General features: G+C 73.7%; 21 protein-coding genes. 2 read left to right on the top strand and 19 right to left on the bottom strand.

Going from position 1 to position 23,348, the window contains the following annotated elements; all coding sequences use genetic code 11:
- Positions 1-35: 35 nt before the first annotated feature.
- Genes AC0OO9_RS28980 through AC0OO9_RS28945 form a run of 8 tightly spaced genes read right to left on the bottom strand, consistent with a single transcriptional unit; the run spans position 36 to position 7,124 of the window.
- Positions 36-827: a 2-keto-4-pentenoate hydratase gene (locus AC0OO9_RS28980; protein WP_484513840.1), complete on the bottom strand. Its 792-nt coding sequence runs from the start codon at positions 825-827 to the stop codon at positions 36-38.
- The gene (locus tag AC0OO9_RS28975; protein WP_484513839.1) at positions 824-2,335 is read right to left on the bottom strand and encodes a 2-hydroxymuconic semialdehyde dehydrogenase; all 1,512 of its coding nucleotides are present in this window, start codon (positions 2,333-2,335) and stop codon (positions 824-826) included. Before AC0OO9_RS28975 ends, AC0OO9_RS28980 begins: the two co-directional genes overlap by 4 nt.
- Before the next feature lie 20 nt (positions 2,336-2,355).
- Positions 2,356-2,619: a EutN/CcmL family microcompartment protein gene (locus tag AC0OO9_RS28970; protein WP_393403062.1), complete on the bottom strand. Its 264-nt coding sequence runs from the start codon at positions 2,617-2,619 to the stop codon at positions 2,356-2,358.
- Positions 2,606-2,944, bottom strand: a complete 339-nt coding sequence (locus tag AC0OO9_RS28965) for a BMC domain-containing protein (RefSeq protein ID WP_089000517.1) — start codon at positions 2,942-2,944, stop codon at positions 2,606-2,608. The genes AC0OO9_RS28970 and AC0OO9_RS28965 overlap by 14 nt, the downstream gene beginning before the upstream one ends.
- 23 nt (positions 2,945-2,967) lie before the next feature.
- Positions 2,968-3,258 carry a BMC domain-containing protein gene (locus tag AC0OO9_RS28960; protein WP_393403065.1) on the bottom strand — a complete coding sequence of 97 codons (291 nt, stop codon included), beginning with the start codon at positions 3,256-3,258 and terminating at the stop codon, positions 2,968-2,970.
- Between the two features lie 35 nt (positions 3,259-3,293).
- A complete protein-coding gene (locus AC0OO9_RS28955) occupies positions 3,294-4,133 on the bottom strand; it encodes a DODA-type extradiol aromatic ring-opening family dioxygenase (protein ID WP_484513837.1) in 840 nt (279 codons plus the stop codon).
- The gene (locus AC0OO9_RS28950; RefSeq protein WP_132239083.1) at positions 4,126-5,109 is read right to left on the bottom strand and encodes a DODA-type extradiol aromatic ring-opening family dioxygenase; all 984 of its coding nucleotides are present in this window, start codon (positions 5,107-5,109) and stop codon (positions 4,126-4,128) included. The genes AC0OO9_RS28955 and AC0OO9_RS28950 overlap by 8 nt, the downstream gene beginning before the upstream one ends.
- A complete protein-coding gene (locus tag AC0OO9_RS28945) occupies positions 5,106-7,124 on the bottom strand; it encodes a hydantoinase B/oxoprolinase family protein (RefSeq protein WP_484513835.1) in 2,019 nt (672 codons plus the stop codon). Before AC0OO9_RS28945 ends, AC0OO9_RS28950 begins: the two co-directional genes overlap by 4 nt.
- Before the next feature lie 167 nt (positions 7,125-7,291).
- Between AC0OO9_RS28945 and AC0OO9_RS28940 the strand changes: the two genes are divergently transcribed.
- Positions 7,292-8,116: an IclR family transcriptional regulator gene (locus AC0OO9_RS28940; protein WP_421449559.1), complete on the top strand. Its 825-nt coding sequence runs from the start codon at positions 7,292-7,294 to the stop codon at positions 8,114-8,116.
- An 8-nt stretch (positions 8,117-8,124) separates the two neighbouring features.
- Here AC0OO9_RS28940 and AC0OO9_RS28935 read toward each other — a convergent pair whose 3' ends face one another.
- The 8 genes from AC0OO9_RS28935 to AC0OO9_RS28900 are packed head-to-tail and all read right to left on the bottom strand — an operon-like array spanning position 8,125 to position 18,128.
- Positions 8,125-9,744 (bottom strand): thiamine pyrophosphate-binding protein, encoded by a 1,620-nt coding sequence (locus AC0OO9_RS28935; protein ID WP_484513833.1) that lies wholly within the window; start codon positions 9,742-9,744, stop codon positions 8,125-8,127.
- A complete protein-coding gene (locus tag AC0OO9_RS28930; protein WP_484513831.1) occupies positions 9,741-10,502 on the bottom strand; it encodes an enoyl-CoA hydratase/isomerase family protein in 762 nt (253 codons plus the stop codon). The genes AC0OO9_RS28935 and AC0OO9_RS28930 overlap by 4 nt, the downstream gene beginning before the upstream one ends.
- On the bottom strand, positions 10,499-11,857 hold the full coding sequence (gene purB / locus AC0OO9_RS28925) for an adenylosuccinate lyase (RefSeq protein WP_311412342.1): 1,359 nt from the start codon (positions 11,855-11,857) through the stop codon (positions 10,499-10,501). Before purB ends, AC0OO9_RS28930 begins: the two co-directional genes overlap by 4 nt.
- Positions 11,857-13,434, bottom strand: a complete 1,578-nt coding sequence (locus AC0OO9_RS28920; protein ID WP_484513829.1) for a class I adenylate-forming enzyme family protein — start codon at positions 13,432-13,434, stop codon at positions 11,857-11,859. The genes purB and AC0OO9_RS28920 overlap by 1 nt, the downstream gene beginning before the upstream one ends.
- A gap of 3 nt (positions 13,435-13,437) precedes the next feature.
- Complete coding sequence (locus tag AC0OO9_RS28915) at positions 13,438-15,447, bottom strand: hydantoinase/oxoprolinase family protein (protein ID WP_484513827.1); 2,010 nt, start codon at positions 15,445-15,447, stop codon at positions 13,438-13,440.
- A 55-nt stretch (positions 15,448-15,502) separates the two neighbouring features.
- Positions 15,503-16,330 carry an ABC transporter permease gene (locus AC0OO9_RS28910; protein WP_132239069.1) on the bottom strand — a complete coding sequence of 276 codons (828 nt, stop codon included), beginning with the start codon at positions 16,328-16,330 and terminating at the stop codon, positions 15,503-15,505.
- Positions 16,327-17,211, bottom strand: a complete 885-nt coding sequence (locus tag AC0OO9_RS28905) for an ABC transporter ATP-binding protein (protein WP_357577105.1) — start codon at positions 17,209-17,211, stop codon at positions 16,327-16,329. Before AC0OO9_RS28905 ends, AC0OO9_RS28910 begins: the two co-directional genes overlap by 4 nt.
- Entirely contained in the window at positions 17,208-18,128 is a 921-nt protein-coding gene (locus AC0OO9_RS28900) for an ABC transporter substrate-binding protein (protein WP_484513824.1), read from the bottom strand. The genes AC0OO9_RS28905 and AC0OO9_RS28900 overlap by 4 nt, the downstream gene beginning before the upstream one ends.
- A 216-nt stretch (positions 18,129-18,344) precedes the next feature.
- Between AC0OO9_RS28900 and AC0OO9_RS28895 the strand changes: the two genes are divergently transcribed.
- Positions 18,345-19,283, top strand: a complete 939-nt coding sequence (locus AC0OO9_RS28895; RefSeq protein WP_484513823.1) for a MaoC/PaaZ C-terminal domain-containing protein — start codon at positions 18,345-18,347, stop codon at positions 19,281-19,283.
- Between the two features lie 60 nt (positions 19,284-19,343).
- On the opposite strand, the gene AC0OO9_RS28890 is transcribed toward AC0OO9_RS28895, so the two are convergent.
- The 3 genes from AC0OO9_RS28890 to AC0OO9_RS28880 form a co-directional block, all read right to left on the bottom strand.
- Positions 19,344-20,636: an RNA polymerase sigma factor gene (locus AC0OO9_RS28890; RefSeq protein ID WP_484513821.1), complete on the bottom strand. Its 1,293-nt coding sequence runs from the start codon at positions 20,634-20,636 to the stop codon at positions 19,344-19,346.
- Between the two features lie 5 nt (positions 20,637-20,641).
- Entirely contained in the window at positions 20,642-20,983 is a 342-nt protein-coding gene (locus AC0OO9_RS28885) for a YciI family protein (protein ID WP_425877643.1), read from the bottom strand.
- Between the two features lie 133 nt (positions 20,984-21,116).
- Positions 21,117-23,108 carry a SpoIIE family protein phosphatase gene (locus AC0OO9_RS28880; protein ID WP_484513819.1) on the bottom strand — a complete coding sequence of 664 codons (1,992 nt, stop codon included), beginning with the start codon at positions 23,106-23,108 and terminating at the stop codon, positions 21,117-21,119.
- Positions 23,109-23,348: the final 240 nt, after the last annotated feature.

Below are 23,348 nucleotides of genomic sequence, written 5' to 3'. Positions count from 1 at the left end.
CGGAACCGCGACGGTCGCCAGAGCAACCTGCGCACTCACGCCGCCACCTCCGAGAAGCAGGTACGCACGGAACCCAGGCCCGAGATCCGCGCCTCGTACGCCGCGCCCGCCGTCACCGGCACCATCGGACCGAGCGCGCCGGACAGCACCACGTCACCCGCGCGCAGCGGGTCACCGGAACGTGCGAGGGTCTGCGCCAGCCACTGCACCGCGTGCAACGGATTGCCCAGACACGCCGCGCCCGCCCCCACCGACACCGGCTCACCAGCCTGTTCGAGAACCATCCCGCACAGCCGCAGGTCCACGTCGGAAAGCCGGCGCGGCGTGGTGCCCAACACGAACAGGCCGCTGGAGGCGTTGTCCGCCACCGTGTCCACGATCGAGATGTCCCACCCCGCCACCCGCGAATCCACGATCTCGATCGCCGGCAACAGATGATCGACCGCCCGGATCACGTCCGCACTCGTGATCCGCTCGTCCGGCAGGTCCGCGCCCAGCACGAACGCGACCTCCGCCTCCACCCGGGGCTGGAGCAGCCGGCCCATCGGCACCTCGGCCCCATCGGGCACCGCCATGTCATCGAGCAGCACCCCGAAATCCGGCTGGAACACACCGAAGCTCTCCTGCACCGCCCGCGATGTCAACCCGATCTTCGCACCCACCCGCCGATGCCCGGCGTCCAGCCACTGCCGGACCTGGAGCTGCTGCACCTGGTACGCCGTGTCGACGTCGCCCTCCGGCAACAACCGCCCCCGCAGCGGCGCACACGGTCTACCGCTCTCCCGCGCCTGGAACAGTTCGGCGGCCGCCGACTCCATCGCGCTCATGTCAGGTCCACGCAGACGTTGGTCAACTCGGAATAGAAATCCAGGGAGTGCACGCCACCCTCGCGCCCGATCCCGGACGCCTTCACCCCACCGAACGGCGTCCGCAGATCCCGCAGGAACCACGTGTTTACCCACACGATGCCCGCGTCCAACCCCATACCGGCCCGGTGCGCCCGACCCACATCCCGCGTCCACACCGCCGCCGCCAACCCGTACTCCGTGCCATTGGCCAACGCGAACGCCTCATCCTCATCATCGAAGGGGGCGACGTGCACCACCGGGCCGAAGATCTCCTCGGTGTTGGTCCGCGCATCCGCAGCGAGCCCGGTCAACACCGTCGGCTGCACATACGCACCACCATCACGCGCATCACCGAAACGCGGCACACCGCCCCCGGCCAACACCTCGGCGCCCTCACCACGAGCCAGGTCGTAATAACCGAGCACCTTGTCGCGGTGCTGATGCGAGATCAGCGGCATGTTCACCGTGGCCTCGTCGGCAGGCCATCCGAACGACAGCTCACCAGCCCGCTGCGCGAGCCGGGCCGTGAACTCCTCGAACACCGGCCGCTGCACATAGATCCGCTCGGTACACAGACACACCTGACCACCATTGGTGAAACTCGACCGCACCGAACCCGCCACCGCCGCGTCCAGATCCGCGTCCGCGAACACCAGCCCCGCGTTCTTCCCACCCAACTCGAACGACACCGGCCGCACCCCATCGGCCGCCGCCCGCATGATGGCGCTGCCGGTCGACGACTCACCGGTGAACGTGATCGCGTCGACATCCGGATGCCGGGTCAGGAACTCGCCGGCCGAATCCGGACCGAAGCCGTGCACCAGATTGAACACACCGTCGGGCACCCCGGCGGCAGCCATCACCTCGGCGAGCAACGTCGCCGAGGCCGGCGTCTCCTCACTCGGCTTCACGATCACGGCATTACCGCACGCCAGCGCGGGAGCCACCTTCCAGGTGAGCAGCAGCAGCGGCAGGTTCCACGGCACGATCACCGCCACCACACCCACCGGCTTACGCACCGCATAGTTCAGCGCCCGACCGCCGGACGGGGTGACCGTCGTGAACGACTCCGTCGGCGCCGTCGCCACGATCTCCGCGAACGCACGGAAGTTCGCCGCACCACGCGGAATGTCCAACGTCCGCGCCTGCGAGATCGACTTGCCGGTATCCGCCACCTCGGCGGTCACCAGATCCTCGAAACGACGCTCCAACTCGACGGCGACCCGACGCAACACCTCCGCGCGCTCGCGCTCCCCCATCCGACCCCACGGCCCCCGCAACGCCGCCCGCGCGGCGGCGACGGCGTCGTCCACACACCCCTGGTCGGCCTCCACCACCTCGAAGACCGGCTCACCGGTGACCGGACTGCGCTTCGTGAACCGCCGCCCGCCCTCGACGAACTCACCGCCCACGAAGTTGCGCAGGGTCGGCGGGTCGGCGCCCGGGTGGCCGTCGCGCAGACTCACCGGCCAGGATGACTCGGCCATCGTCAGGTGTCCCTTCCGGTTCAGGTGCGGGGTTCGGTCCGCTCGCTGCCGGGGTCGGCGACGAGCGCGACCACGGCGGCGTCCACGGTGGGTTGGCCGGTCACGGCCGCGGCTGCCTCGTCGGTGACGACCAGGACGGTGGTGCCGACGCCGACGTTCAGGGGGTCGACGGCGACCAGGTCGGGTCCGTCGCCGTGCGGGCGGACCAGGACGAGCCGCCTGCCCTGCAACGCCGGCAGGATGCGGTCGGCCCACACCTTGCCGACGACGTCACCGAGCACCATCGGTTTCTCCCCGCAGGCCGGCGATGACCTCGCGGATGCGGGCCGGTTCGGGCGCGTCCAGCAGGGCCGCCGTGGTCGGGTGGGGCTTCGGGTAGACCTGGGAGCTGCGCAGCTCGCCGTGAGCGCGGATGGCGGCCTCGCCGGCGGAGACTGCCTGGCGTACGGCGGCGAGGGTGCCCCGGACGGCGACCGCGAGGTAGCCGCTGGTGACCCGTTCCACGGCCACGCACCGGACGTCGGCGGTCTTGATCATGGCTTCGATACCCGCCGAGAGCGCCACCAGGCCGCGTGTCTCGACGATTCCGATCGCGATGTCGGAGGACATGGCTGATTCTCCTTACCCGGTTGTCAGTTGCCGACGAGGTCAGGCTCGGCGGCCAACGCGCTCACCGCGTCGCAGGGGCTGGCGAAGACGATCGAGCGCACCGAGCGGCTGCGCGCCCGGGCGGTCTCCTCGCCGATGTCCACCGCCTCCTCGACGGTGGCGAGGTCGCCGCGCACGGCGACCGCGACGATGCCGCCGCCGAGGCGTACGACCTTCGTCACCTCGACCTCGGTGGCCTTCACCATCGCGTCGACGGCGTCGAAGATGGGGGTGTAACCCTCGGCTTCGACGAAGCCCACGGCCACGTTTCGCATGTCTGCTCCTTGCTCTGGTTGCGGGTCGGCTTCGGTCAGGGACGCTCGGGCAGGTTCCAGGACAGGACGGCGGCGCCGGTGCCCCAGATCGGGCCGTACGAGTGCAGCTGTGCCGGGCCGCTGGCGGCGCCGGTGCCGGCGGCGAACGCGAGGGCCCGGAACTGGCTGTCCGCCTGGGCCTGCCGGGCGTAGTCCTCGCGGATGGCGAGCGCCTCGTCGACCTTGCCGGCGGTGAGCAGGTCGAGTACGCGGGTGTTCCACTGCTCGTGCGCGGGTGTGCCGATGTGGTCCTGGGCGGGTTCGATCCACTGCTGGATCAGTCCGGAGGACAGGCCGCTCACCACCACGACTGCGGCGCGTACGCCGGCGTCGCGGGCGGCGGCGGCACCGGCCCGGCCGACGTCGGCGAGGGTGTCGGCGTCGGCGTACAGGTTGCAGGAGACCTGCGCCCAGCGCAGCTTGCGCTCCGGGTCGAGCAGCGCGGAGGTGACGATGGTCCCGGCGTCGATCGGGAAGCCCTCGTAGCGGGTGCGGCGCGCCTGCTTGCCGTCGGCCTGCACCCGGTCGGCCCATCGCTCGCTGAACTCCACGTCGAAGCGCAGGTCGTAGCGGAGCAGGCCGTAGTCGTAGGCGTACCAGTTCTCGTCGACGTGTTCGCCGCGCGGGTTGGGGTCGCACTGGAACTGATGGCCGAGGACGGTGAACCACTGGGTGGACAGCAGCAGGACGACGTCGGGCTCCAGCCTGCGCAGGCGCTCGCCCACGTCGCGGGCGGCCGAGGCCAGTGCCGCCCAGCTCGGTGCGGGTTCCTTCGCGAGCAGGTGGGGCATGCCGGGCACGAGTGCGCCGGCGACGATTCCGGTCCGGTCAGCCATGGGGGCTCCCCTCGGGCAGCCACTCGACGACGGCGTTTCCGGTGCCGATGATCGTGCCGTAGCCGAGCACGTCACCGGCGACCTTGGGCCAGCCCATCGCGGCGAGCAGCCAGGTGAGGCTGCCGGCCTTCGTCTCCGACGCGGTCGCCTCGATGTGTTCGGTGATGAGTTCCCGCAGCGGGGCGGTCGGTCCCCGGCGGATCGCTTCGAGCAGCTTCATGTCCCACCGGTACTGGTGGTTGTTGTACGGGTGTTCGCGTTCCATGTCCTCCGGCAGCGCCGGCTCCTCGTGCCAGTGCAGGTGCGACAGGGAGTTGGAGGCGAGCAGCACGGCGCGGCGGCCGGTGGCCTCGACGGCGCGGCGGGTGGCCTCGCCGAGCACCTCCATCTCCTCCAGCGCCGCGTCGGAGTAGAAGTACGGGTTGTTGTTGGCCGACAGGGAGACCACGGGGATGTCCCAGGCGGGGTTGGCCAGGTGCAGGGCGCCGATGGTGGCGTAGTCGACGCGTACCCGGGGGTCGCGCATCGCGCGGGTGACCAGGCCGAGGCCGCTGGCCTCCTCGACGATGGCCTCGCCGAGTTCGACGTCGGTGCGGAAGTCGTAGCGGTAGCGGAAGAGGTGCGGGAAGATCGGCTCGACGGAGATGCCGCGCGGGTTGGGCGCGCAGTTGACGTGGTGGCCGACCATCGTGATCCAGTGCGGGGCGTGCACGATCAGCACGTCGGGCCGGTGCACCTCCTGGATGCGCTTGCGCAGCCGCTCGTAGGCCCAGCGCAGCGTCTCCCAGCCGCCGGTGGAGCGGGGCTCGTTCTGCGGCGGGTTCTCCGCGTAGATCAGGTGGGGCGGGTGTGGGCTGAGGCAGCCGGCGACGATGCCGGCGCGGGCCGGCGCGGCCTGCGGGGCCGGGGCGTTGCCGGCGCCGCCGCCGGTGCGGGGCCTGGTGGTCGCCACCGGCACCCGGAAGACCCTGCTCACGACCGCCCCTCCCCGGTGAGGACGCGCACGTACGCGCGGTGCTCGGCGGTGCCGCCGAGGATCTGCATCCCGTCGTCGTCGAGGGCTATCTCGTCGGCGGCGAGCGCGGCGTCGTGCCGCAGCCAGGCCCGCAGTGGCGCCGGGTGCACGCCGTGCAGTTCGACGAGGCTCTCCTCGGCCAGGCCGCTGCCGGGCGCGACGTAGGCCAGCCGGCGCTGGCCGCGCCGGCCGGTGTAGGCGGGCCGGTCGGTGGTGGTGAGGCGCAGCCAGCTCCGCTCGGCGCGCAGCCGCTGCCGCTCCTCGGCGGTGGCGGCGCGGTCGGCTTCGCCGTCGCCGTCGAGGACGACGCCGTAGCGCTGGCGGGCCTCCTCGCCGGTCAGGTAGTCCTGCCGGACGTCCTCGGCGACGGCGTCGGGCTCGCGGTCCAGCGGGTCGCCCCAGCCGCCGCCGCCGGCGGACTCCATGACCAGCACGTCCCCGGCCCGCATGGGGAAGCCGGCGATCTTGCCGGGGGTGTCGAAGTCGACCCGTCGGCCGTCGGCGCGGCGCAGGTGGGTGACCGTCGGGGCGCCCGGGCCGCCGTGGCGCAGCCCGTACGGGGGGACGGTGGTGCGGTCGGTCTGCACCGAGTACGCCCCGCCGCTGGCCAGCAGCCGGGTCTCCCGCCGGCTGCCCAGGCCGCCGCGGTGCGTACCGTCTCCGCAGGAGCCGGCGCGCAGCTCGCAGGCCTCGACCCGGATCGGGATCTCGGTCTCCAGCCGCTCGACGGACTGGATGGTGGAGATGTCGCCGAGGTCGACCGGGTTCATCGCGCTGGGGCCGTCGGATTCGAGGAATCCGCCGTTGCCGCCGGCCGGGTAGTCGTAGTAGAGGTAGGGCTGGCCGGTGTGCTCGTCCACGCCGCCGATGAGGTTCTGGAAGGTGGTGCCGAACTGGTCGGCGGCGATGAGGTCGGGTGCCACCTGGCTCAGCGCGGCCATCACGGCGGAGATGACCCGCTTGCGGACCTCGCTGTGGGCGTTGGCCGGGGCGGGGTAGCTGACGTGGACGACCGTGCCGGGCTCGGTGCGCACCCGCAGGGGCCGGAACGCGCCGTGGTTGACCAGCCCGCCGGGGTCGAGGGCGGACTTGACGGCGATGAACACCCCGGCGACGGTCATCGCCCGCGACGAGTTGACCACGGCGGCGACCTGGGTGGAGGAGCCCCGGAAGTCGGCTTCGATCTCGTCGCCGTCGACGGTCAGCCGGCAGCGCACGATCGCGGCGTCGTAGTCGCCGTCGGTGTAGAGGTCGAGGTAGTCCTCGTACAGGTAGGTGCCGTCGGGCAGCGACCGGATCATGTCGCGCAGCCGCTGCTCGGTGCGGTCCATGTTGGCCGCGACGCAGTCGAGGATCAGCCCGGTGCCCCAGCGGTCGACGAGTTCCGTCAGCCGTCGTTGCGCGGTGTGGCAGGCGGCGATGCTGGATTCGAGGTCGCCGCGGCGTTCCTCGGCCATCCGGACGTTGGCGAAGAGGATGTCGAAGGCGGCCCGGTTGGGACGGCCTGCCTCGATCAGTTTGATCGGCGGGATCCGCAGCCCTTCCTGGAGGATCTCGGTGGCCTGGCCGGAGACGCTGCCGGGGGTCATGCCGCCGATGTCGGCCCAGTGCATCCGGACGCAGGGGAAGAGGAACAGCTCCCCCTCGACGAAGACCGGGCTGATCAGGGTGACGTCGTTGAGGTGGCTGCCGCCCCGGTACGGGTCGTTGACGATGTAGAGGTCTCCGGGGCGCATCTCGGCGGCGAAGTCGGCGAAGATCTCGGCCACCGAGGCGGGCATGGCGATGACGTGTCCCGGCATGTCCCGGCCCTGGGCGACCATCTGCCCCGAGGGGTCGAAGAGTGCGCAGGAGAAGTCCTGGGCGTCGGCGATCACCGGCGAGTGCGCGGTACGGAAGATCGTCTGTCGCATCTCGCGGACGATCGAGATGAGACTTTCGGTGACGACTTCCAGGTCGATCGGATTCACAGTCATGCGGGTGCCTCACTGATTTCCGGTGTCGGTCCGTATCTGCCGCCGGCGTGGACCTGGACTGGTCAGGGCGAGTGGACCACCGTGGGTTGAACCACCGTCGAGTGGACCACCATGTGGTCCTAGAGTTATATTATGAAACCTAGCAGCCGGAAAGGCAGGGAAGCAAGATGTCGTACGCCACTGACCCGACGCCCGACGAGGGCGCCGCCCCACGCGAGTCGGGCACCCAGGCGCTGGACCGCGCCCTGGGCGTCCTGCTGGCCTTCCGGGGTGACGCCGTCGAGCGCAAGGTCAGCGACGTCAGCCGCGAGCTGGGCCTGCACAAGTCCACGGCCAGCCGGCTGTTCCGCGCGCTGGCCGACGCCGGCTTCCTGCAACGCAACGAGGAGAACGGCACCTACCGCCTCGGCGTCGCCGTCTTCGAGCTGGGCGCCCGCTTCCTCGCCGGCATCGACCTGCACGCGCTGGCCCGTCCGCTGTTGCACCAGCTCGCCGAGCACGAGGGCGAGAGCGTCAACCTCGCGGTCCTGGAGGGCTCCGACGCCATCTCGCTCTACGTCGTGCAGGGCACCCGCAACGTGCAGCTCGTCAGCCGCCTCGGCCGGCGCATCCCGCTGTGGTGCAGCGCGGCCGGCAAGGCGCTGCTCGTCGACCACGACGACGACGCCCTGCGCGCCCTGCTCGCCACCGTGCCGCTCAGGGCGCTGACCAGCAACACCATCACCGACCTGGACACCTTCGTGGCGCACATGGCCACCGTGCGGCAGCAGGGCTGGGCCCTCAACGACCAGGAGAGCGAGCACGGGCTGCGGGTGGTGGCCGCCCCCGTACGCGACCGGCACGACCGGGTCACCGCCGCGATCAGCATCTCCGGGCCAATCTTCCGCCTGGACGACACCCGCACCCGTGAACTCGCGGACGCCGCCTGCCGCACCGCCGCCGAGCTGTCCCGGCAGCTCGGCCACGGCTTCGGCGACCGGTGGGGCGACTGACCGCACCGTCAGAAACGCTCCTGGGTGACCTCGGGCAGGACCCGCACGTGCAGCACCCCCGGCCCGGTCACCGGCAGCACCTCGTCGAACGCCGCCTCCGCGCCGGCCTGGTCGGTGACCGTCCAGGCCGGTACGCCCAGGGACCGCGCCACGGCGGCCAGGTCCCGGGCCGGGAACCGGGCCAGCGCCGGGTCGACCCCGCGCGGGCCGAACTTGCGCACCTCCGCGCCGTAGCCGCCGTCGTCGAGGACCACCAGCAGCACGGGCGCACCGACCCGGGCCAGGGTGTCCAGCTCCCCGAGGCCGGTGAGCAGGCTGCCGTCGCCCTCGAAGGCGACCACCGGCCGGTCCGGGCGGCCCACCCCGGCGCCGACGGCGTACGGCAGGCCGACGCCGATGCTGCCGAACTCCCAGGGCGCGATGAACGCGCGGTCCACGGCGGACGAGTCGAGCAGCAGGTTGGGCCAGCCGCCGAACTGCCCCACCCCGACCACCGTGGTGCGCCGGGCCGGGAGCCGGCGGGCGCAGATCCGGATGAACGCCCGGGGGTCGATCCCCGCCGCCCCCTCGACGAACTCGATGCCGTCGAACGGGTCGGCCGCGGCGATCTGCGCGGCCAGGGCGGGGCTGCGCCACTCCGGGCGCTCGCGCGGGTCGAGCCGGGCCGTCACGGCCCGCGCGGTGGCCGCCGCGTCCCCGACGATGCCCAGGTCGACGGGCCAGCGCGCCCCCAGCGCCCGCGCGTCGGCGTCGACGGCGACCACCCGCGCCGCGGGGAAGAGCGCGCCGTGGTCGGCCGTCCACCGGTTGAGTCCGGCGCCGAAGGTGACCACCAGGTCCGCGTCGGCCAGCACCCGCCGGGTCAGCGGGCGGGCCAGTCCCCCGGCCACCCCCAGGTGGTACGGGTGCCCGGCGAAGAGCCCGGCGGCCAGCACGGTGGTGGCGAGCACCGCGCCGCAGCGGTCGGCGAGCCGGCGTACGTCGTCGGCCGCTGCCTCGGCGCCCCGCCCGGCCAGCAGCACCGGGCGGTGGGCGGCGGCCAGCAGGCCGCCGAGGTCGGCGACGGCCTCGTCGGTCGGTGCCGGCGCGGCGGGCCGGTACGCGGCGACGGCCGGCGCGGGCACGGCACCGGCGGGCACCGGCTCGTCCTGGAGGTCGATGGGAACGTCGAGGACGACGGGGCCGGGCCGTTCGGCGGCGGCCCGGAACGCCAGGCCGACGTCGCGGGCGGCGGTGGCCGGCGCCGTCACGGGCACGAACGCCCCGGCGGTGGCCAGCGCGAACGGCTGCTGCGGGAAGCTCTGCACGTGCAGCGGGTCGCCGGGCGGGGTGTCGCCCGCGATCAGGACCAGCGGCGTGCCGGCCTGCCGGGCGATGGTCAGCGCGGCGCCGGCGACCGCCAGGCCGGGGCCCTGGGTCACGGTGACGACCCCGCACCGGCCGGTGGCGCGGGCCCAGCCGTCGGCCATCATCACCGCGGCGTTCTCGTTGCGGGCGGCCACGAACCGGACGCCGTGGCGCTGCACCAGGTCGGCGACCAGGAACATGTTGGCGTCGCCGAGCAGGCCGAAGATCGTGTCGACGCCGTGCGCCACGATGGCGTCGGCGATCGCCTCGCCGGCCCTCACCGGGGGTCCCGGGCGAGGTAGTCGCCGGCGGGGCGCAGCGCCACGCTCAGCGCGCCGAGGTAGGAGTCGTTGGCTGCCGCCTCGAAGCGGGGTCCGGCCAGGCGGGCGGCCCGCTTGGTCATCGACCGGCCGACCGCGGAGGTGGCGAGCAGCCGCTCGGCGATCCCGGTCGCGGCGTCGGCGAGCCGCTCCGGCTGCACCACCTCGGTCACCAGGCGCAGGTCGCGCAGCTCGTCGGCGGGGATCCGGTCGCCGAGCAGCAGCCAGCGCTTGGCCAGGTCGGCGCCGACGAGGTCGGCGAGGATCGCCATGCCGCTCCAGGTCAGCGGGATGCCGAAGCCCACCTCGGGGAAGGTCGCGAAGCAGGTGTCGGCGGCCACCCGCAGGTCGCTGGCGAGGCCGAGCACCGCGCCGGAGCCGATGGCCGGGCCGTTGAACGCCGCGACGGTGGTCTGTTCCAGCCGGTACCAGCGTTCGACCAGCTCGGCGGTGCGGCGCTGGACGGACATCGTGGCCCGGGCGTCGAGGGTGGCCAGCTCGTGCAGGTCGGTGCCGGCGCAGAACGCGGTGCCGGCGCCGGTGAGCACGACCACCTCGGTCCCCTCGTCGCGGGACAGCTCGTGCAGCACGTCCTCGAAGCGGGCGAGCATCGCCAGGTCGAAGCTGTTGCGCCGGGCGGGCCGGTTCAGCGTCACCCGGGCCAGCCGGCCGTCGCGGTGCAGCAGCACGGACTCGTCGGCGCGGTGGGCGTCGGTCATGGGGACTCCGAGTTCAGTAGGGCGCGGTCGACAAGCGCGGCGGCGTGGCCGACGTACGACAGCGGGTCCAGCAGGCCGGCGAGTTCGGCCGCGGGCAGGGCGGCGGTCACCTGCGGGTCGGCGCGCAGCGTCTCCGCGAACGGGCGGCCCGCATCGAGGCTGTCGCGGACGATCCGCATGACCAGGTGGTGGGCCTGTTCCCGGCCGAGCGGGCCGGCCAGGCGCAGCATCACCGCCTCGGAGAGCACGAGCCCGCCGGTGAGGTCGAGGTTGGCGCGCATCCGGTCGGGATTGACGCCGAGGTCACCGAAGACGTCGACCAGCCGCTGCATCGCGCCGCCGAGCAGGATGAAGCACTCCGGCAGCAGCTTCCACAGCGTCATCCCGACGCCCATGTCCCGGTCGTCCTGGGCGACCATGGTCTGCAACGCCAGGGGCACCTGGGCCCGCAGGGTGCCGGCGGCGGCGATCACCGCCTCGCAGCGGATCGGGTTGCGCTTGTGGGGCATCGTGCTGCTGCCGACCTGGGTGGCGCGCTGCGACTCGTACGCCTCGCCGACCTCGGTGCGGCCGAGGAAGTAGACCTCCCGGGCCAGCTTCTCGGCGCTGGCCGCGACGAGGCCGAAGACCATCAGGCACTCGGCGAAGCGGTCCTGGGTGGCGTGCCAGGGGGTGTCGGCGACGCCGAGGCCCAGGTCGGCGGCGACCGCCTGCTCCAGCGCGAACGCCTGCGCGCCGTAGCCGGCCATCGTGCCGGCCGCGCCGCCCATGCTGGTCACCAGCAGCCGCTGGCGCAGCTGCCGCAGCCGGACGCGGTGGCGTTGCAGCTCGTCCTGCCACACCGCGCAGCGCAGGCCGAACGTCGTCGGCAGCGCCTGCTGCCCGTGGGTGCGGGCGGCCATCGGGGTGGCGCGGTGGCGCAGCGCGAGCCGGCGCAGCGCGCGGACCAGCTCGTCGACCTGCCGCTGCACGATGTCCAGGCCGTCGCGGGCCCGCAGGACGAAGCCGGTGTCCATCACGTCCTGGGTGGTGGCGCCGAGGTGGACGTAGCGGCCGGCGTCGCCGGGGCAGGCGGCAGTGAGCGCCCGTACCAGCGGCACCAGGGGGTGCACGGTGTCGGCGGCGTCGGCGGCGAGCACCGCCGTGTCGAGCCGCTCGACGCGGGCGGCCTCGGTGATCGCCTGCGCGGCGGCGGACGGGATGATGCCCAGCTTCGCCTGGCCGCGGGCGAGGGCGGCCTCCACGTCGAGCCAGGACTGCATGAGCTGCCGGTCGTTGAAGACCCCGCGCATCTCGGCGTTGCCGAAGAAGCTGGTGACGGTCAGCGAGTCCAGGAAGCACGATCCGAGCTGCATCAGCGTTCCTCCTCCGCGACGAGCAGTTCCCGGGCGGCCCGCCGGTCGACCTTCCCGGACGGCAGCAGCGGCAGGTCGGCGACGGTACGGATCAGGGTCGGCACCTTGTGCCGGGCCAGCCGTTCGGTGGCGGTGCGGGTGAGCCGGTCGACGTCGCAGCGCCCACCGGGGACGGTCACGACCAGGGCTGCGATCTCCTCCCCCCAGCGGGCCGACGGCACGCCGAGGACGCACACCCGGGCCACGGCCGGGTCGTCGGCGAGCACCGCCTCGACCTCGGCGGGGTGGACGTTCTCGCCGCCGCGGATGATCAGTTCCTTGATCCGTCCGGCCAGGGTGAGGACCCGTTCGTCGGTGAGGGCGCCCAGGTCGCCGGTGCGCAGCCAGCCGTCGCTGGTGATCGTGGCGGCCGTGGTGAACGGGTCGTCGGCGTAGCCGCGGGTGACCGAGGCGCCGCGTACCAGCAGCTCCCCCACCTGCCCGGCGGGCAGCGGGGCGCGGGTGGCGGGGTCGACCACGGTGGCCTGGAGGGCCGGCAGGACGCGGCCGACGGTGTCACCGGGCGCGCCGCAGGTCCCGTCGCCGGGGTCCAGGCTGATCGTCGGGCCGGCCTCGGTCTGGCCGTAGACGACCGCCACCCGGTCCAGGCCGAGCACCCGTCGGGTGCGGGTGAGCAGTGCCGGGGTGCACGTGGCACCGCCGAGGAAGCCGACCCGTAGCGACGACAGGTCCCAGCGTCCGGGTTCCCGCTCGACGCGGTCGGTGAGCATCGACGCCATGGTGGGCACGGCCTGCACCACCGTGCACGCGTGGTGCTGGATCTGGTCGAGGACCGGCTCGGTGCGGAACCGGCGGGTGGAGACCCACAGCGCGCCGGTCACCAGCGCCAGCATCGCCCCGCTGCCGAGCCCCGCCGCGTGGGCCAGGGGCAGCGGCGAGGCGATCCGGTCGTCGGCGCGCAGCCGGGCCGCCTCGGCCGTCCAGGCCGCGTTGGCCAGCAGGTTGCCGGCGCTCAGCGACACCATCTTGGCCGGGCCGGTGGAGCCCGAGGTGAACTGGATGTTGCAGGCGGCGTCGGGATCACCCACGGGTGCGGGGACCGGGCCGTCCCAGCCGGGCAGCCCCGACAGGGCCCCGGATCCCAGGTCCGCGTCGAGGACGTGCCAGCCGTCCGGGCGCTCGCCGGGCGGCAGCGCGGCCAGGACCCGCGTGACGGTGGACGGGCCGTGCCGGTCGCGGACCCGCTCGGCGGCGTAGAGGCGCCGGGGGCGGCTGCGGGCCAGCGCCGAGGTCAGCTCGGGCCCGGTGAGGCCGGGGTGCAGGGTGGTCAGGGCGGCGCCCCGCCAGGCCGCGGCGGCCAGCAGCACCAGCCAGGCCAGCCCGTTCTCGGCCCAGACCGCGATCCGGTCGCCGCGGCCGACGCCCTGGGCCGCCAGGACGGCGGCGGCCCGGCCGGCGAGGTCGGCGAACTCCCCCGTGGTCACCGGCCGGGCCGGATCGTCGAAGACGTACAGGGCGCGGTCCGGCTGCCGCGCGGCGCGTTCCAGCACGGTGAGGTCGAGGGCTGGCGGGATCACGGATCACTCCTTGGTCAGCAGCAGGTTTCCGTGGTCGTCGACCGTGGCGGCCCATCCGCCGCCGACGACGGTGGTGCTGCCGTTCTCGCGTACGACGGCGGGTCCGACGACGGCGCAGCCCGGCCCCAGGTCGGCGCGCCGCCACACGGTCGCCTCGACCCAGCCGCCCGGACGGTAGAGACGGGTCCTGCCGGGCTGCGCCGGGCCCCCGGTCGGGGCGGCGAAGCGGACGGCCGGGCGGGGCCCGAACGCGGTGAGCCGGCAGTTGACGATCTCGGCGGGGTGGTCGGAGCGGGTGTAGGCGTACCGCTCGGCGTAGGCGGCGTGGAAGGCCGCCACCAGCTCGTCGGCGGTGGCCGGCAGCTCGGGCAGGGCGACGGCGAGGTCGAAGCTCTGGCCACGGAACCGCATGCCGACCGACAGGCCGAAGCTGACCTGGTCGGGCTCCACGTCGTCCTCGGCCTTGAGCTGGGCGAGGGCGGCGTCGCGCAGGTCGGCCAGAGCCGCCCGGACGGCCGCCAGGCCGTCGTCGTCGGCCGGCACCAGCACGGTACGCACGTAGTCGTGGCGGGCCTGGGCGGTGACGAAGCCGAGCGCGGAGAAGTTGCCCGGCACCGGCGGAACGAGGACCCGACGGATGCCGAGTTCGTCGGCGAGGTCGGTGGCGTGCATCGGGCCGGCGCCGCCGAAGGGCATCAGCACGAAGTCGCGCGGGTCGTGGCCGCAGGCGACGGAGATCTCCTTGATCGCGCTGGTCATCTTGACCGTGGCGAGGGTGAGGATGCCGTGCGCCAGGTCCAGCTCGTCGAGGCCGAACGTGCCGGCCAGCCCGGCCAGGGCGGCGCGGGCCGCGTCGGGGTCGAGCGGCACCTCCCCGCCCAGGCTCTCCTGCGGGTCGAGGTGGCCGACGAGCAGGTGCGCGTCGGTGGTGGTCGGCTCGGTGCCGCCCCGGCCGTACGCGGCCGGGCCGGGTGTCGAGCCGGCGCTGCGCGGCCCGACGCGCAGTTCCCCGCCCCGGTCGCGCCAGGCGATCGAGCCGCCGCCGGCGCCGATCGTGTTGATCTCGACCTGGAAGGTGCGGTTCGGGTAGCCGGCGATCTTCCCGTCGTTGGTCATCAACGGCGCGCCGTTCTTGATCAGGCAGACGTCCGTGCTGGTGCCGCCGATGTCGCAGGTGATGACGTTGGGATAGCCGGCGAGCGAGGCGAGGTGCACGGTGGCCGCGATGCCGCCGGCGGGTCCGGAGAGGGCGAGGTTGATCGGCAGCCGCCCGGCCTCCTCGGTGGAGACGACACCGCCGCTGCTCGTCATGATCGACAGCGGGTGGGCGTACCCCCCGTCGGCGAGGGCGCCGCCGAGTCCGCGCAGGTAGTCGGCGACGGTCGCCCGCACGCTGGCGTTGAGCACGGTGGTGGCGAACCGCTCGTACTCGCCCTGCTCCGGCACCACGTCGGAGGAGACGGTGCAGACCAGGTCGGGGTACCGCTCCGCCAGCCGCCGCGCCGCGGCCCGCTCGTGGGCGGGATTGCGGTACGAGTGCAGCAGGCAGACCGCCACCGCCCGGGGACCGGCGGCGGCCACCCGGTCGAGGGCCTCGTCCAGCTCGTCGGTGTCCAGCGGCCGGACGACGCTGCCGTCGGCGCCGATGCGTTCGCGCAGCACGTGCCGGTGCCGGCGCGCGACGAGCGGCGGCCGGCCGCTCTCCTTGACGCTGTAGAGGCGGGGCCGGTGCCCGAGGCCCATCTCCAGCACGTCCCGGAAGCCCTCGGTGGCCAGCACCGACACCGGCTCGCCGGAGCCTTCGAGCAGCGCGTTGGTCACCCGGGTGGTGCCGTGCACGAAGCGGTCGACCGTGTCCAGGCTGACACCGAGCTTGGCGAGGCCCTCGAAGATCGCCGCCGCCGGATCGTGCGGGGTGGAGAGGGTCTTGGCCTCGGCGAGCCGGGCGGTGGCCGGCTCGTAGACGATGACGTCGGTGAAGGTGCCACCGATGTCGACGCCGATGCAGAGCATGGCGAGCCTTTCGGATAGGGGGTGGATGGCGTCGGCGACGGGTCGGGTCGGGTCGCTAGAAGTTGACGCCGTAGCGGCGCAGGGTCCGTCCCGTGACCAGACGCAGGATCCAGTCGAAGAGGTAGCCGAGCAGGCCCAGGGCGATGATGCCCACGAAGACCCACTCCGTCTTGGCGTAGTTGCGCGCCGTCCAGATCAGCGATCCCAGGCCGCTCTGGGCGGCGACGATCTCGGCGGAGACGATCGTCAGGAACGAGTTGCCCATCGCCAGCCGGGCCCCGGTGACCACGTGCGGCACCGTCGACGGCAGCACGACCGAGACGAGGCTGCGTACGGGGCCGGCGCCGAGCGCGCGGGCCGCCCGCATCCGGATCTCGTTGACCGACAGCACCCCGGCCAGGGTGTTGAGGGCGACGATGAAGACGGTGGTGTAGAAGATCAGCGCCACCTTCGACGCCTCCCCCGGCCCGAGCCAGATGATGGCCAGGGTGACGAAGGCGATCGGCGGCACGAAGCGGAAGAACTGGATGTACGGGTCGAGCATCAGCCGCAGCCAGGGGATGCAGCCCATCAGCAGACCCATCGGGACGCCGACGAGCACGCCGAGCAGCCAGCCCGTGAGGATGCGGGTCGAGGACGCGCTGACCGAGTCCCACAGGGTCCCGTCGCGGACGAGTTCGACCGCGCCGTCGAGGGTGAGCCGTGGCGAGGGCAGGAAGAAGGCCGTGTAGTTGCGGCTGACCAGGTCCCAGATCAGCACGCCGAGCAGCACCGACAGGACCGACAGCCCGATGCGGGTCAGCCGGGGCCAGCGGTTGCGGCGGGGGCCGGTCGTCGCCGCCGCCCTGGTGCGGTCGGGGACGGTGGGTGCCTCGACTGTCATCGTCCCTCCGTCCGGTCGTCGCCCGCGCCGGGCCGCCCGTCGTGGCCGTCGTCGAGCCCCTGGGCGCGCAGCGTCCGGGCCACCTCGGCGCCGATGTCCTCACGCAGCTCCCGGAAGAGCGCCGCGCAGGCCGGGTCGGTCAGGTCGCGGGGGCGGGGCAGGTCGCAGCGGTAGTCCTTCTTGATGGCCGCCGACGGGCCCGCGGTCATCGTGACGATCCGGTCGCCGAGCAGGATCGCCTCGCCGATGTCGTGGGTGACGAAGATGATCGTGGCGCCGGTCTCGCGCCAGATCCGGTCGAGTTCGACCTGCATCACGAGCCGGGTCTGGGCGTCCAGCGCCCCGAACGGCTCGTCCATCAGCACGACCGAGGGGTCGTTGGCCAGGACCCGGGCGAGCTGGGCCCGCTGGCGCATGCCGCCGGAGAGCTGCTCGGGGAACCGCTCGGCGCTGTGCGCGAGGCCGACCATCGCCAGGTACCGCTCGACGACCGCGTCGCGCTGGGCCTTCGGCACGCCGCGCATCTGCGGCCCGAAGGCGACGTTCTGGCGTACGGTCAGCCAGGGGAACAGCGCCTCGGCGCTCTGGAAGACCACGCCGCGCGACACGTCGGGTCCGGTCACCGGCTCGCCGCCGCAGGTCACCTCGCCGGCCGCCGGCCGGACGAAGCCGGCGACCGCGTTGAGCAGCGTGGACTTGCCGCAGCCACTCGGGCCGAGCAGGCAGACGAGTTCACCGGCGGCGATGTCGAGGCTCGCGCCGCTGACGGCGACGAACTCGCCGAAGCGGATGTCGACGTCGCTGATGCGGATCGGGGAGCCGGCGCGGCTGGCGGGTCGGCCGGCGAAGGTCGTGGCGGGTGCGGTGCCGTCGACTGTCACGCCACCCCCTTGACCATGACGGTCGCCGGGTCCGCCTTCTGGGTGACGATCTTGCTGTCCTGCTGGAACTGGGCGATCTCGCCGTAGCGCTTGAGGTCGTCGTCGGTGAAGTCGCGGACCTGGCACTGGACGCCCTCCAGCAGCGTCTGGGCCTCCTTCGCCGGCACCTTGATGGCCTTCTCGGTGACCGTGCCCGCCTTGGCGGGGTCCTTCGTGAGCTGCTCGCACGCCTGGCCGATGGTCTGGACGACCTTCTTGGCGGTCTCCTTGTTGGCCTCGTACCAGGCGCCGTCGACCCCGATCACCAGGTTGTAGACGTAGCCGATGTCGCCGCTGGTCAGCAGGACCTTGCCGCCGTTGGCGACGCCGCGCGACGGCCACGGCTCCCACATGATGTAGCCGTCCACGTCGCCGCGCTGCAGCAGCGCCGGCATCTCGGCGGGCGAGGCGTTGACGAACTCGACGGACTCCCGGCTGATGCCGCGCGCCGCGAGGACCTTGTTGGTGGCGTACTCGTTGACGGTGCCGGGGACGACGCCGTACTTCTTGATGCCCGACACGTCGCTGATGCCGGAGCGCGCCACGAGCTTGATGAAGCTGGGCGACTGTGAGAAGACGGCCAGGCCCTTGATGTCACCCCGGGTGGCCCGGTTCAGCAGGCTCGACTCGGTGCTGGCCGTGAACTGGCCCTGCTTGGCCAGGATCGCGTCGAGGCCACCGGTGCCCTCCTGGAACTGGGTGACGGTGACGTTCAGGCCGTTGGCCTGGAACAGCTTCTCCTGGTCGGCGAGGTAGATCGGGGAGTACGCCGGGTCGACGCCGACGCCGAAGTTGACCGCCGCCGACGGGGCCGCCTCGCCGCCACCGGACTCGGTCGGGGTCTGGTTCTCCGCGCATGCCGCAACGGCGGCGGTCACCAGCAGGGCTGCTACCGCAGCGCGCAATGCTCGCATTCTCATGGCTACCCCAGATACCTAGCGGCTCATATTATGGTTACCGTTGCTTAATATGGGACGCTACTGCCGGACGGTGGGCGCAGTCAAGAGATTCGACCTCACCTTCCTGCAACAGACAGTAGCCGTCGATCATCGCCAGCTGACGGGTCGAATCCGCGACCACAAACCGGGAGCCCGATGAACACGCAGGACAAACGGGCCCATGCCGCCCGGACGCAGCCGCCGCCCACCGCCGAAGCGACCGGGTCGACCACTCTGCGTAGTCAAGGATCCGTCGGCGGCGGTCGGGACGTCGCGCCGGCGCTCGTCGGACTGCGCACCTCGCTGGAGCGGACGTGGAGCCCGACCGAGACGATCCTCTACGCCCTCGGGGTCGGCGCGGGACAACGCGACCCGGCGGCGGAGCTCCGCTTCACCACCGAGAACTCCGCCGGCCACCCGCAGCGGGTCCTGCCGACCTTCGCCAGCGTGCTCGCCGCCGACCCGCCGCCCCTGGGCGAGGTCACCGCGATCCGGCACGCGGAGGAGGCGCTGACCCTGTTCCGCCCGCTGTCACCGGCCGGGCAGGTGCACACCACCGCCGCCGTGACCGCCCTGCACGACCAGGGCAGCGGCGCCCTGGTCGAGCACGTCTCCCGGCTCCACGACCCGGCGGGCGCGCTCGTGGGCACCGTACGCCGGGCCATGTTCGTCATCGGCGCCGGCGGATTCGGCGGGCGTCGCGCGCGGCCCGCCCGCTGGCAGCCGCCGGCCGACCCGCCCGAGCACCGGCTCGTCGCCACCGTCCGCCCGGACCAGGCGCTGCTCTACCGGCTCAGCGGGGACCGCAACCCGCTGCACTCCGATCCGGCCGTCGCCGGCCGGGCCGGGCTGCCCCGCCCGGTCCTGCACGGCCTGTGCACCTTCGGCTTCGCCGGCCGGCTCCTGCTGCCCCTCGTCGGCGACGACCCGACCCGCGTCCGGCATGTCCGCGTCCGCTTCGCCGCCCCGCTGCACCCGGGCGACACCCTGACCGTGCACGCCTGGCGCCGCCCGTACGGCGTGGTCTTCCGCGCCACCGACGGGACCGGACGGGTCGTCCTGGACCGGGGCGTGCTGGCGGTCTCCGCACGGTGACCACCCGCCTGTCCGCCCTCAGGTAGCGCGCCGACCGCAGCGGGGCATCACGTCACGCCGTCACGGGCCCGGCGCGCGGAGCCGCTCGACCGCGTCCAGCCTGCGGCGCAGCAGGGCCCGTTCGGGCTCGGTGCCGGCCAGAGCGAGCGCCTCCCGGTACGCCCCGGCGGCGTCGGCGTGCCGGCCGAGGCGGTGCAGCAGGTCGGCCCGCGCGGCCGGGTAGGGGTGGTGGCCCCGCAGCAGCGGCTCGTCGGCCAACTCGTCCAGCAGCGCCAGGCCCGCCGCCGGGCCGTCGCGCATCGCCACCGCCGCGGCCCGGTTCAGCGCGACGACCGGGGACGGCGCGAGGGCGAGCAGCACGTCGTAGAGCGCGACGATCTGCGGCCAGTCGGTGGTGGCGAGGTCCGCCGCCTCGACGTGCAGGGCGGCGATCGCGGCCTGCACGCCGTACGGGCCGGGCGGGCCGCCGGCCAGCGCGACGGGCACCAGGTCGAGGCCCTCGGCGATCATGCGGCGGTCCCAGCGACCCCGGTCCTGCTCGTCGAGCAGCACCAGCTCGTCGTCCGGGCCGGTGCGGGCGTCGCGGCGGGCGTGGATCAGCAGCATGAGCGCGAGCAGCCCGGCGACCTCCCGACCGGCGGGCAGCAGCCGGCGCAGGATCCGGGCCAGCCGGATGGCCTCCTCGGCGAGGTCGAGCCGTTGCAGGCGCGGGCCCCCGCTGGCCGCGTACCCCTCCGTGAAGATCGAGTACACCGCCTGGAGCACTCCCGGCAGCCGCTGCGGCAACTCCTGCGCCCCGGGCACGCGGAACGGGATCCGGGCCTCGTGGATCTTCTTCTTCGCCCGGGTGATCCGCTTGGCCATCGTCGCCGTCGGCACCAGGAAGGCGCGGGCCACCTCGGGCGTGGTCAGGCCCGCCAGGTAGCGCAGGGTCAGCGCCCCGTGGTCCTCGGCCGCGAGCGCCGGGTGCGCGCAGGTGAAGAAGAGCTGCAGCCGCTCGTCCGGCAGCTCGCCGCCCGGCATCGGGGCGGGGGCGGGCTCCGCCCGGTCCGCCTCCGCCTGGAGGATGGCCAGCCGCGCGGCGAGGGCCCGGTCCCGGCGCAGCCGGTCGACCGCCCGGCGGCGCGCGGTGGTCATCAGCCAGGCGCCGGGCCTGGGCGGAACGCCGTCGACCGGCCACCGGGTCAGCGCCGCCTCGACGGCCTCGGAGGTGACCTCCTCGGCCAGGTCCAGGTCGCCGAAGCGGCGGACGAGGGCCGCCAGCAGCCGGCCGCGTTCCTCACGGAACACGGCCTCCACGACCGCCGCCGGCGCCTCGTCCGTCCCCCCGGTGTCGGCGGGCGCTCCGCCCACCGCGCTCAGCCCCCGAACTCGGCGACCGGCCGGACCACGACGGCGCCGTTCCCGCGCGCGCCGGGACAGCGCGCCGCCCAGTCGAGCGCGACGTCGAGGTCCGGTACGTCGATCACGTAGAAGCCGCCGAGGATCTCGCGGGTCTCGGCGAACGGCCCGTCCGTGACGGTCCGCCTGCCGTCCTCGCCGACCCGCACGGTGGTGGCGGTGACCAGGTCCGCCAGCGACTCGCCGGAGACCAGGATCCCCGCCTCGCGCACCTGCTTGTCGTACGCCATCCAGTCGCTGACGTCGCAGCCGGCGGCCCCGCCGTCCTCGCCGACCGCACCCGCGTTGATGAGCAACATGTACTTCACGATCCGACTCCCCTCAGTGTCGCGTCGCCGCTGCCGTACCGGGCGACGCCGTACGACATCACTACGGACGGGGGACGGCCGTTTGGACAGCCCGCCCGAAGATTCTTTCCCGATCGGGCTCCGGCTACCGGTGCAACCCGTCGTCGCTGCCGTTCGCGGGGGCCTCCGGCAGGAGGTGACCCAGCCCGGTCAGTTCCAGCACGGCGTGGGCGGGGCTCTGCGGGGTGGCGGTGAGGCGCAGGTGCGCGACGATGCGGGCGACCTCGTGCAGCACCCGTACGCCGGTGCTGCTCAGGTGGGTGACCGGGGTGAGGTCGATGGTCAGCGGGAGGCTGCCGCCGCGGCTGGCCTGCATGATCGCGGCGCGCAGCCGGGGGCCGGTGACCAGGTCGACCGGCCCCCGCACCCGCAGTACCCGGCCCGCCGGCGCCTCGACGACGGCGGCGGCGAACTCGTCGGCGACGGTGGCCTGCTTGTGGGGGCCGGCCGCCTGGGCGGCGGCGGTGGTGGTGACGTTGGCGGCCTGGCCGATGTGGTGGTGCATGCTGACGGTGGTGCCGGCGTCGGTGTGGCTGACCTCCGCCCGGTCGACGAGGCCGCGGATCATCGTCAGCCCACGGCCGCGACCGCCCGGGTCGCGCGCGGGTGGCCGCCACCGTCCCTGGTCGGTGCAGGTGACGTGCACGACGCCCTGGTCGTCCAGGGTGCCGTGCACGGTGAACGTCCCCGACGTGCCGTCCGGGTAGGCGTGGTCGATGGCGTTGGTGGCGGCCTCACCCGCGGCGTGGACGAGGTCGCTCGCGTCCGGGCCGCTGGCCCCGATCCGGGTGAGCCAGTCCCCCATGACCTGACGCATCGGCCGCAGCGCCGTCGTGTCGGCGGTCAGCGTCAGGTGCAGGGGCGCGACGGGCTCCGGCAGGAGGTGGGCGGCGAGGAGCGTGGTGTCGTCGCCGAAGCCACCGCCGGCCAGGGCGAGACGTTCCGTGACCAGGGTGCAGATCCGGTCGGGCAGCCGCTGCGGGACGGTCGTGGCCGCGTCCAGTATCGCCCGCCGGGCCGCCGCGGCGGCGTCGGCCAGGGCGCGGGCGCCGTCGTGCAGGCTCTGCCGGGGTCGCTCGATCAGGCCGTCGGTGTAGAGCAGCAGGACGTCGTCGGCCCGCAGCCGGCAGGTGCGCACCGGGGCGGGGCCCGCTCCGGTGCCCAGTGGTCCCGCCGGCGTCAGCGGCAGGTACCGGTTGTCGCCGGTGGCGCCGACCACCAGCGGCGCCGGGTGCCCGTGGCTGGCCGCTTCGAGGGCCCCGTCGCGGGGGTCGAGCACCGCGAGGCAGGTGGTGGCCGCCCGGGTCGCGAGGGCGCGGGCCGCGAAGTCGTCCAGGACCGCCAGCACCTGTGGCAGGCCGCCGCCCAACTGCAACGCCTGCCGGGCGACCGTGCGGAGCTGGCCCATCGCTGCCGCGGCCGTGGCGCCGTGCCCGACGACGTCGCCGACGGTCAGCGCGAGCCGCCCGTCGGGCAGGGGAACCACGTCGAACCAGTCCCCGCCGGCGACGAGGTCGCTGCTCGCGACCAGGTAGTGGGCGGCGACCTGGACGTGCGGCAGGACGGGCAGCTTGTCGGGCAGGAGGCTGCGTTGCAGTTCCAGGACCAGACCGGCGGCCTGCCGGTAGCGCCGTTCGGCGGTGGCGGCGGCGGTCTCGGCGGCCTGCCGGGCGGTCACCACGGGCGTGGCGTCGACGGCCTGCACGATCACCCCGCGCACCGAGCCGTCCGGGTTGCGCCACGGCGTCATGTCGAACGTGTAGAAGGCCTCCGTCAGCGTGCCGTCGCCGTTGCGGTCGGTCAGGACGCGCTGCTCGTAGCCGTGCGAGCGGATGCCGTGCAGTGCCTGGTCGAGCAGTTCGAAGATGTGCTGACCGGCGAGTTCCGGCACCGCCCGACGGAAGGGCTCACCGATCAGGCCGCTGCGGTTGCCGACGGCGGCGCGCACCGCCGGGTTCGCGGCCACCACCCGCAGCTCGGGCCCCTCGAAGATCCACACGAATCCGGGCAGCTGCTCGAACCCGTCGAGCACCGCCTGCGGGTCACCGGAGGACCAGCTTGCATGCGGAGCGGTCACCGACGCCCACCCTCACCCGTGCCCACCAGCAGCACCCTGTCATGCCCGCGCCCACCCGTCCAATCCGCCACGTGCCGCTGCGCCGCCGACGGGTCCGGTACCGGGGCCCGCCGCCGGCCCGCGGGGTGGCCCCGGGGCGCGCACCGGCGATTCCTTGACCACGCCGGCCGGTTGGCCGTAGGTTCCAGCCCTACATCGACGCCGATAGTTCGATACGGCCGGCGGCGCCCGGTCCGTTCC

It is taken from the genome of Micromonospora sp. USAFONa4 (assembly GCF_057197825.1).
Note: the sequence above shows the minus strand (reverse complement) of the source record. Positions and strands in the feature narration are given on the sequence as shown.

Coding starts and splice junctions, on each gene's coding strand:
- AC0OO9_RS28885 (WP_425877643.1), bottom strand. CDS start 20,983: ATGTTGCTCATCAACGCGGGTGCGGTCGGCGAGGACGGCGGGGCCGCC.
- AC0OO9_RS28915 (WP_484513827.1), bottom strand. CDS start 15,447: ATGCTCTGCATCGGCGTCGACATCGGTGGCACCTTCACCGACGTCATC.
- AC0OO9_RS28980 (WP_484513840.1), bottom strand. CDS start 827: ATGAGCGCGATGGAGTCGGCGGCCGCCGAACTGTTCCAGGCGCGGGAG.
- AC0OO9_RS28975 (WP_484513839.1), bottom strand. CDS start 2,335: ATGGCCGAGTCATCCTGGCCGGTGAGTCTGCGCGACGGCCACCCGGGC.
- AC0OO9_RS28910 (WP_132239069.1), bottom strand. CDS start 16,330: ATGACAGTCGAGGCACCCACCGTCCCCGACCGCACCAGGGCGGCGGCG.
- AC0OO9_RS28945 (WP_484513835.1), bottom strand. CDS start 7,124: ATGACTGTGAATCCGATCGACCTGGAAGTCGTCACCGAAAGTCTCATC.
- AC0OO9_RS28965 (WP_089000517.1), bottom strand. CDS start 2,944: ATGTCCTCCGACATCGCGATCGGAATCGTCGAGACACGCGGCCTGGTG.
- AC0OO9_RS28970 (WP_393403062.1), bottom strand. CDS start 2,619: ATGGTGCTCGGTGACGTCGTCGGCAAGGTGTGGGCCGACCGCATCCTG.
- AC0OO9_RS28895 (WP_484513823.1), top strand. CDS start 18,345: ATGAACACGCAGGACAAACGGGCCCATGCCGCCCGGACGCAGCCGCCG.
- AC0OO9_RS28960 (WP_393403065.1), bottom strand. CDS start 3,258: ATGCGAAACGTGGCCGTGGGCTTCGTCGAAGCCGAGGGTTACACCCCC.
- AC0OO9_RS28930 (WP_484513831.1), bottom strand. CDS start 10,502: ATGACCGACGCCCACCGCGCCGACGAGTCCGTGCTGCTGCACCGCGAC.
- purB (WP_311412342.1), bottom strand. CDS start 11,857: ATGCAGCTCGGATCGTGCTTCCTGGACTCGCTGACCGTCACCAGCTTC.
- AC0OO9_RS28955 (WP_484513837.1), bottom strand. CDS start 4,133: ATGGCTGACCGGACCGGAATCGTCGCCGGCGCACTCGTGCCCGGCATG.
- AC0OO9_RS28940 (WP_421449559.1), top strand. CDS start 7,292: ATGTCGTACGCCACTGACCCGACGCCCGACGAGGGCGCCGCCCCACGC.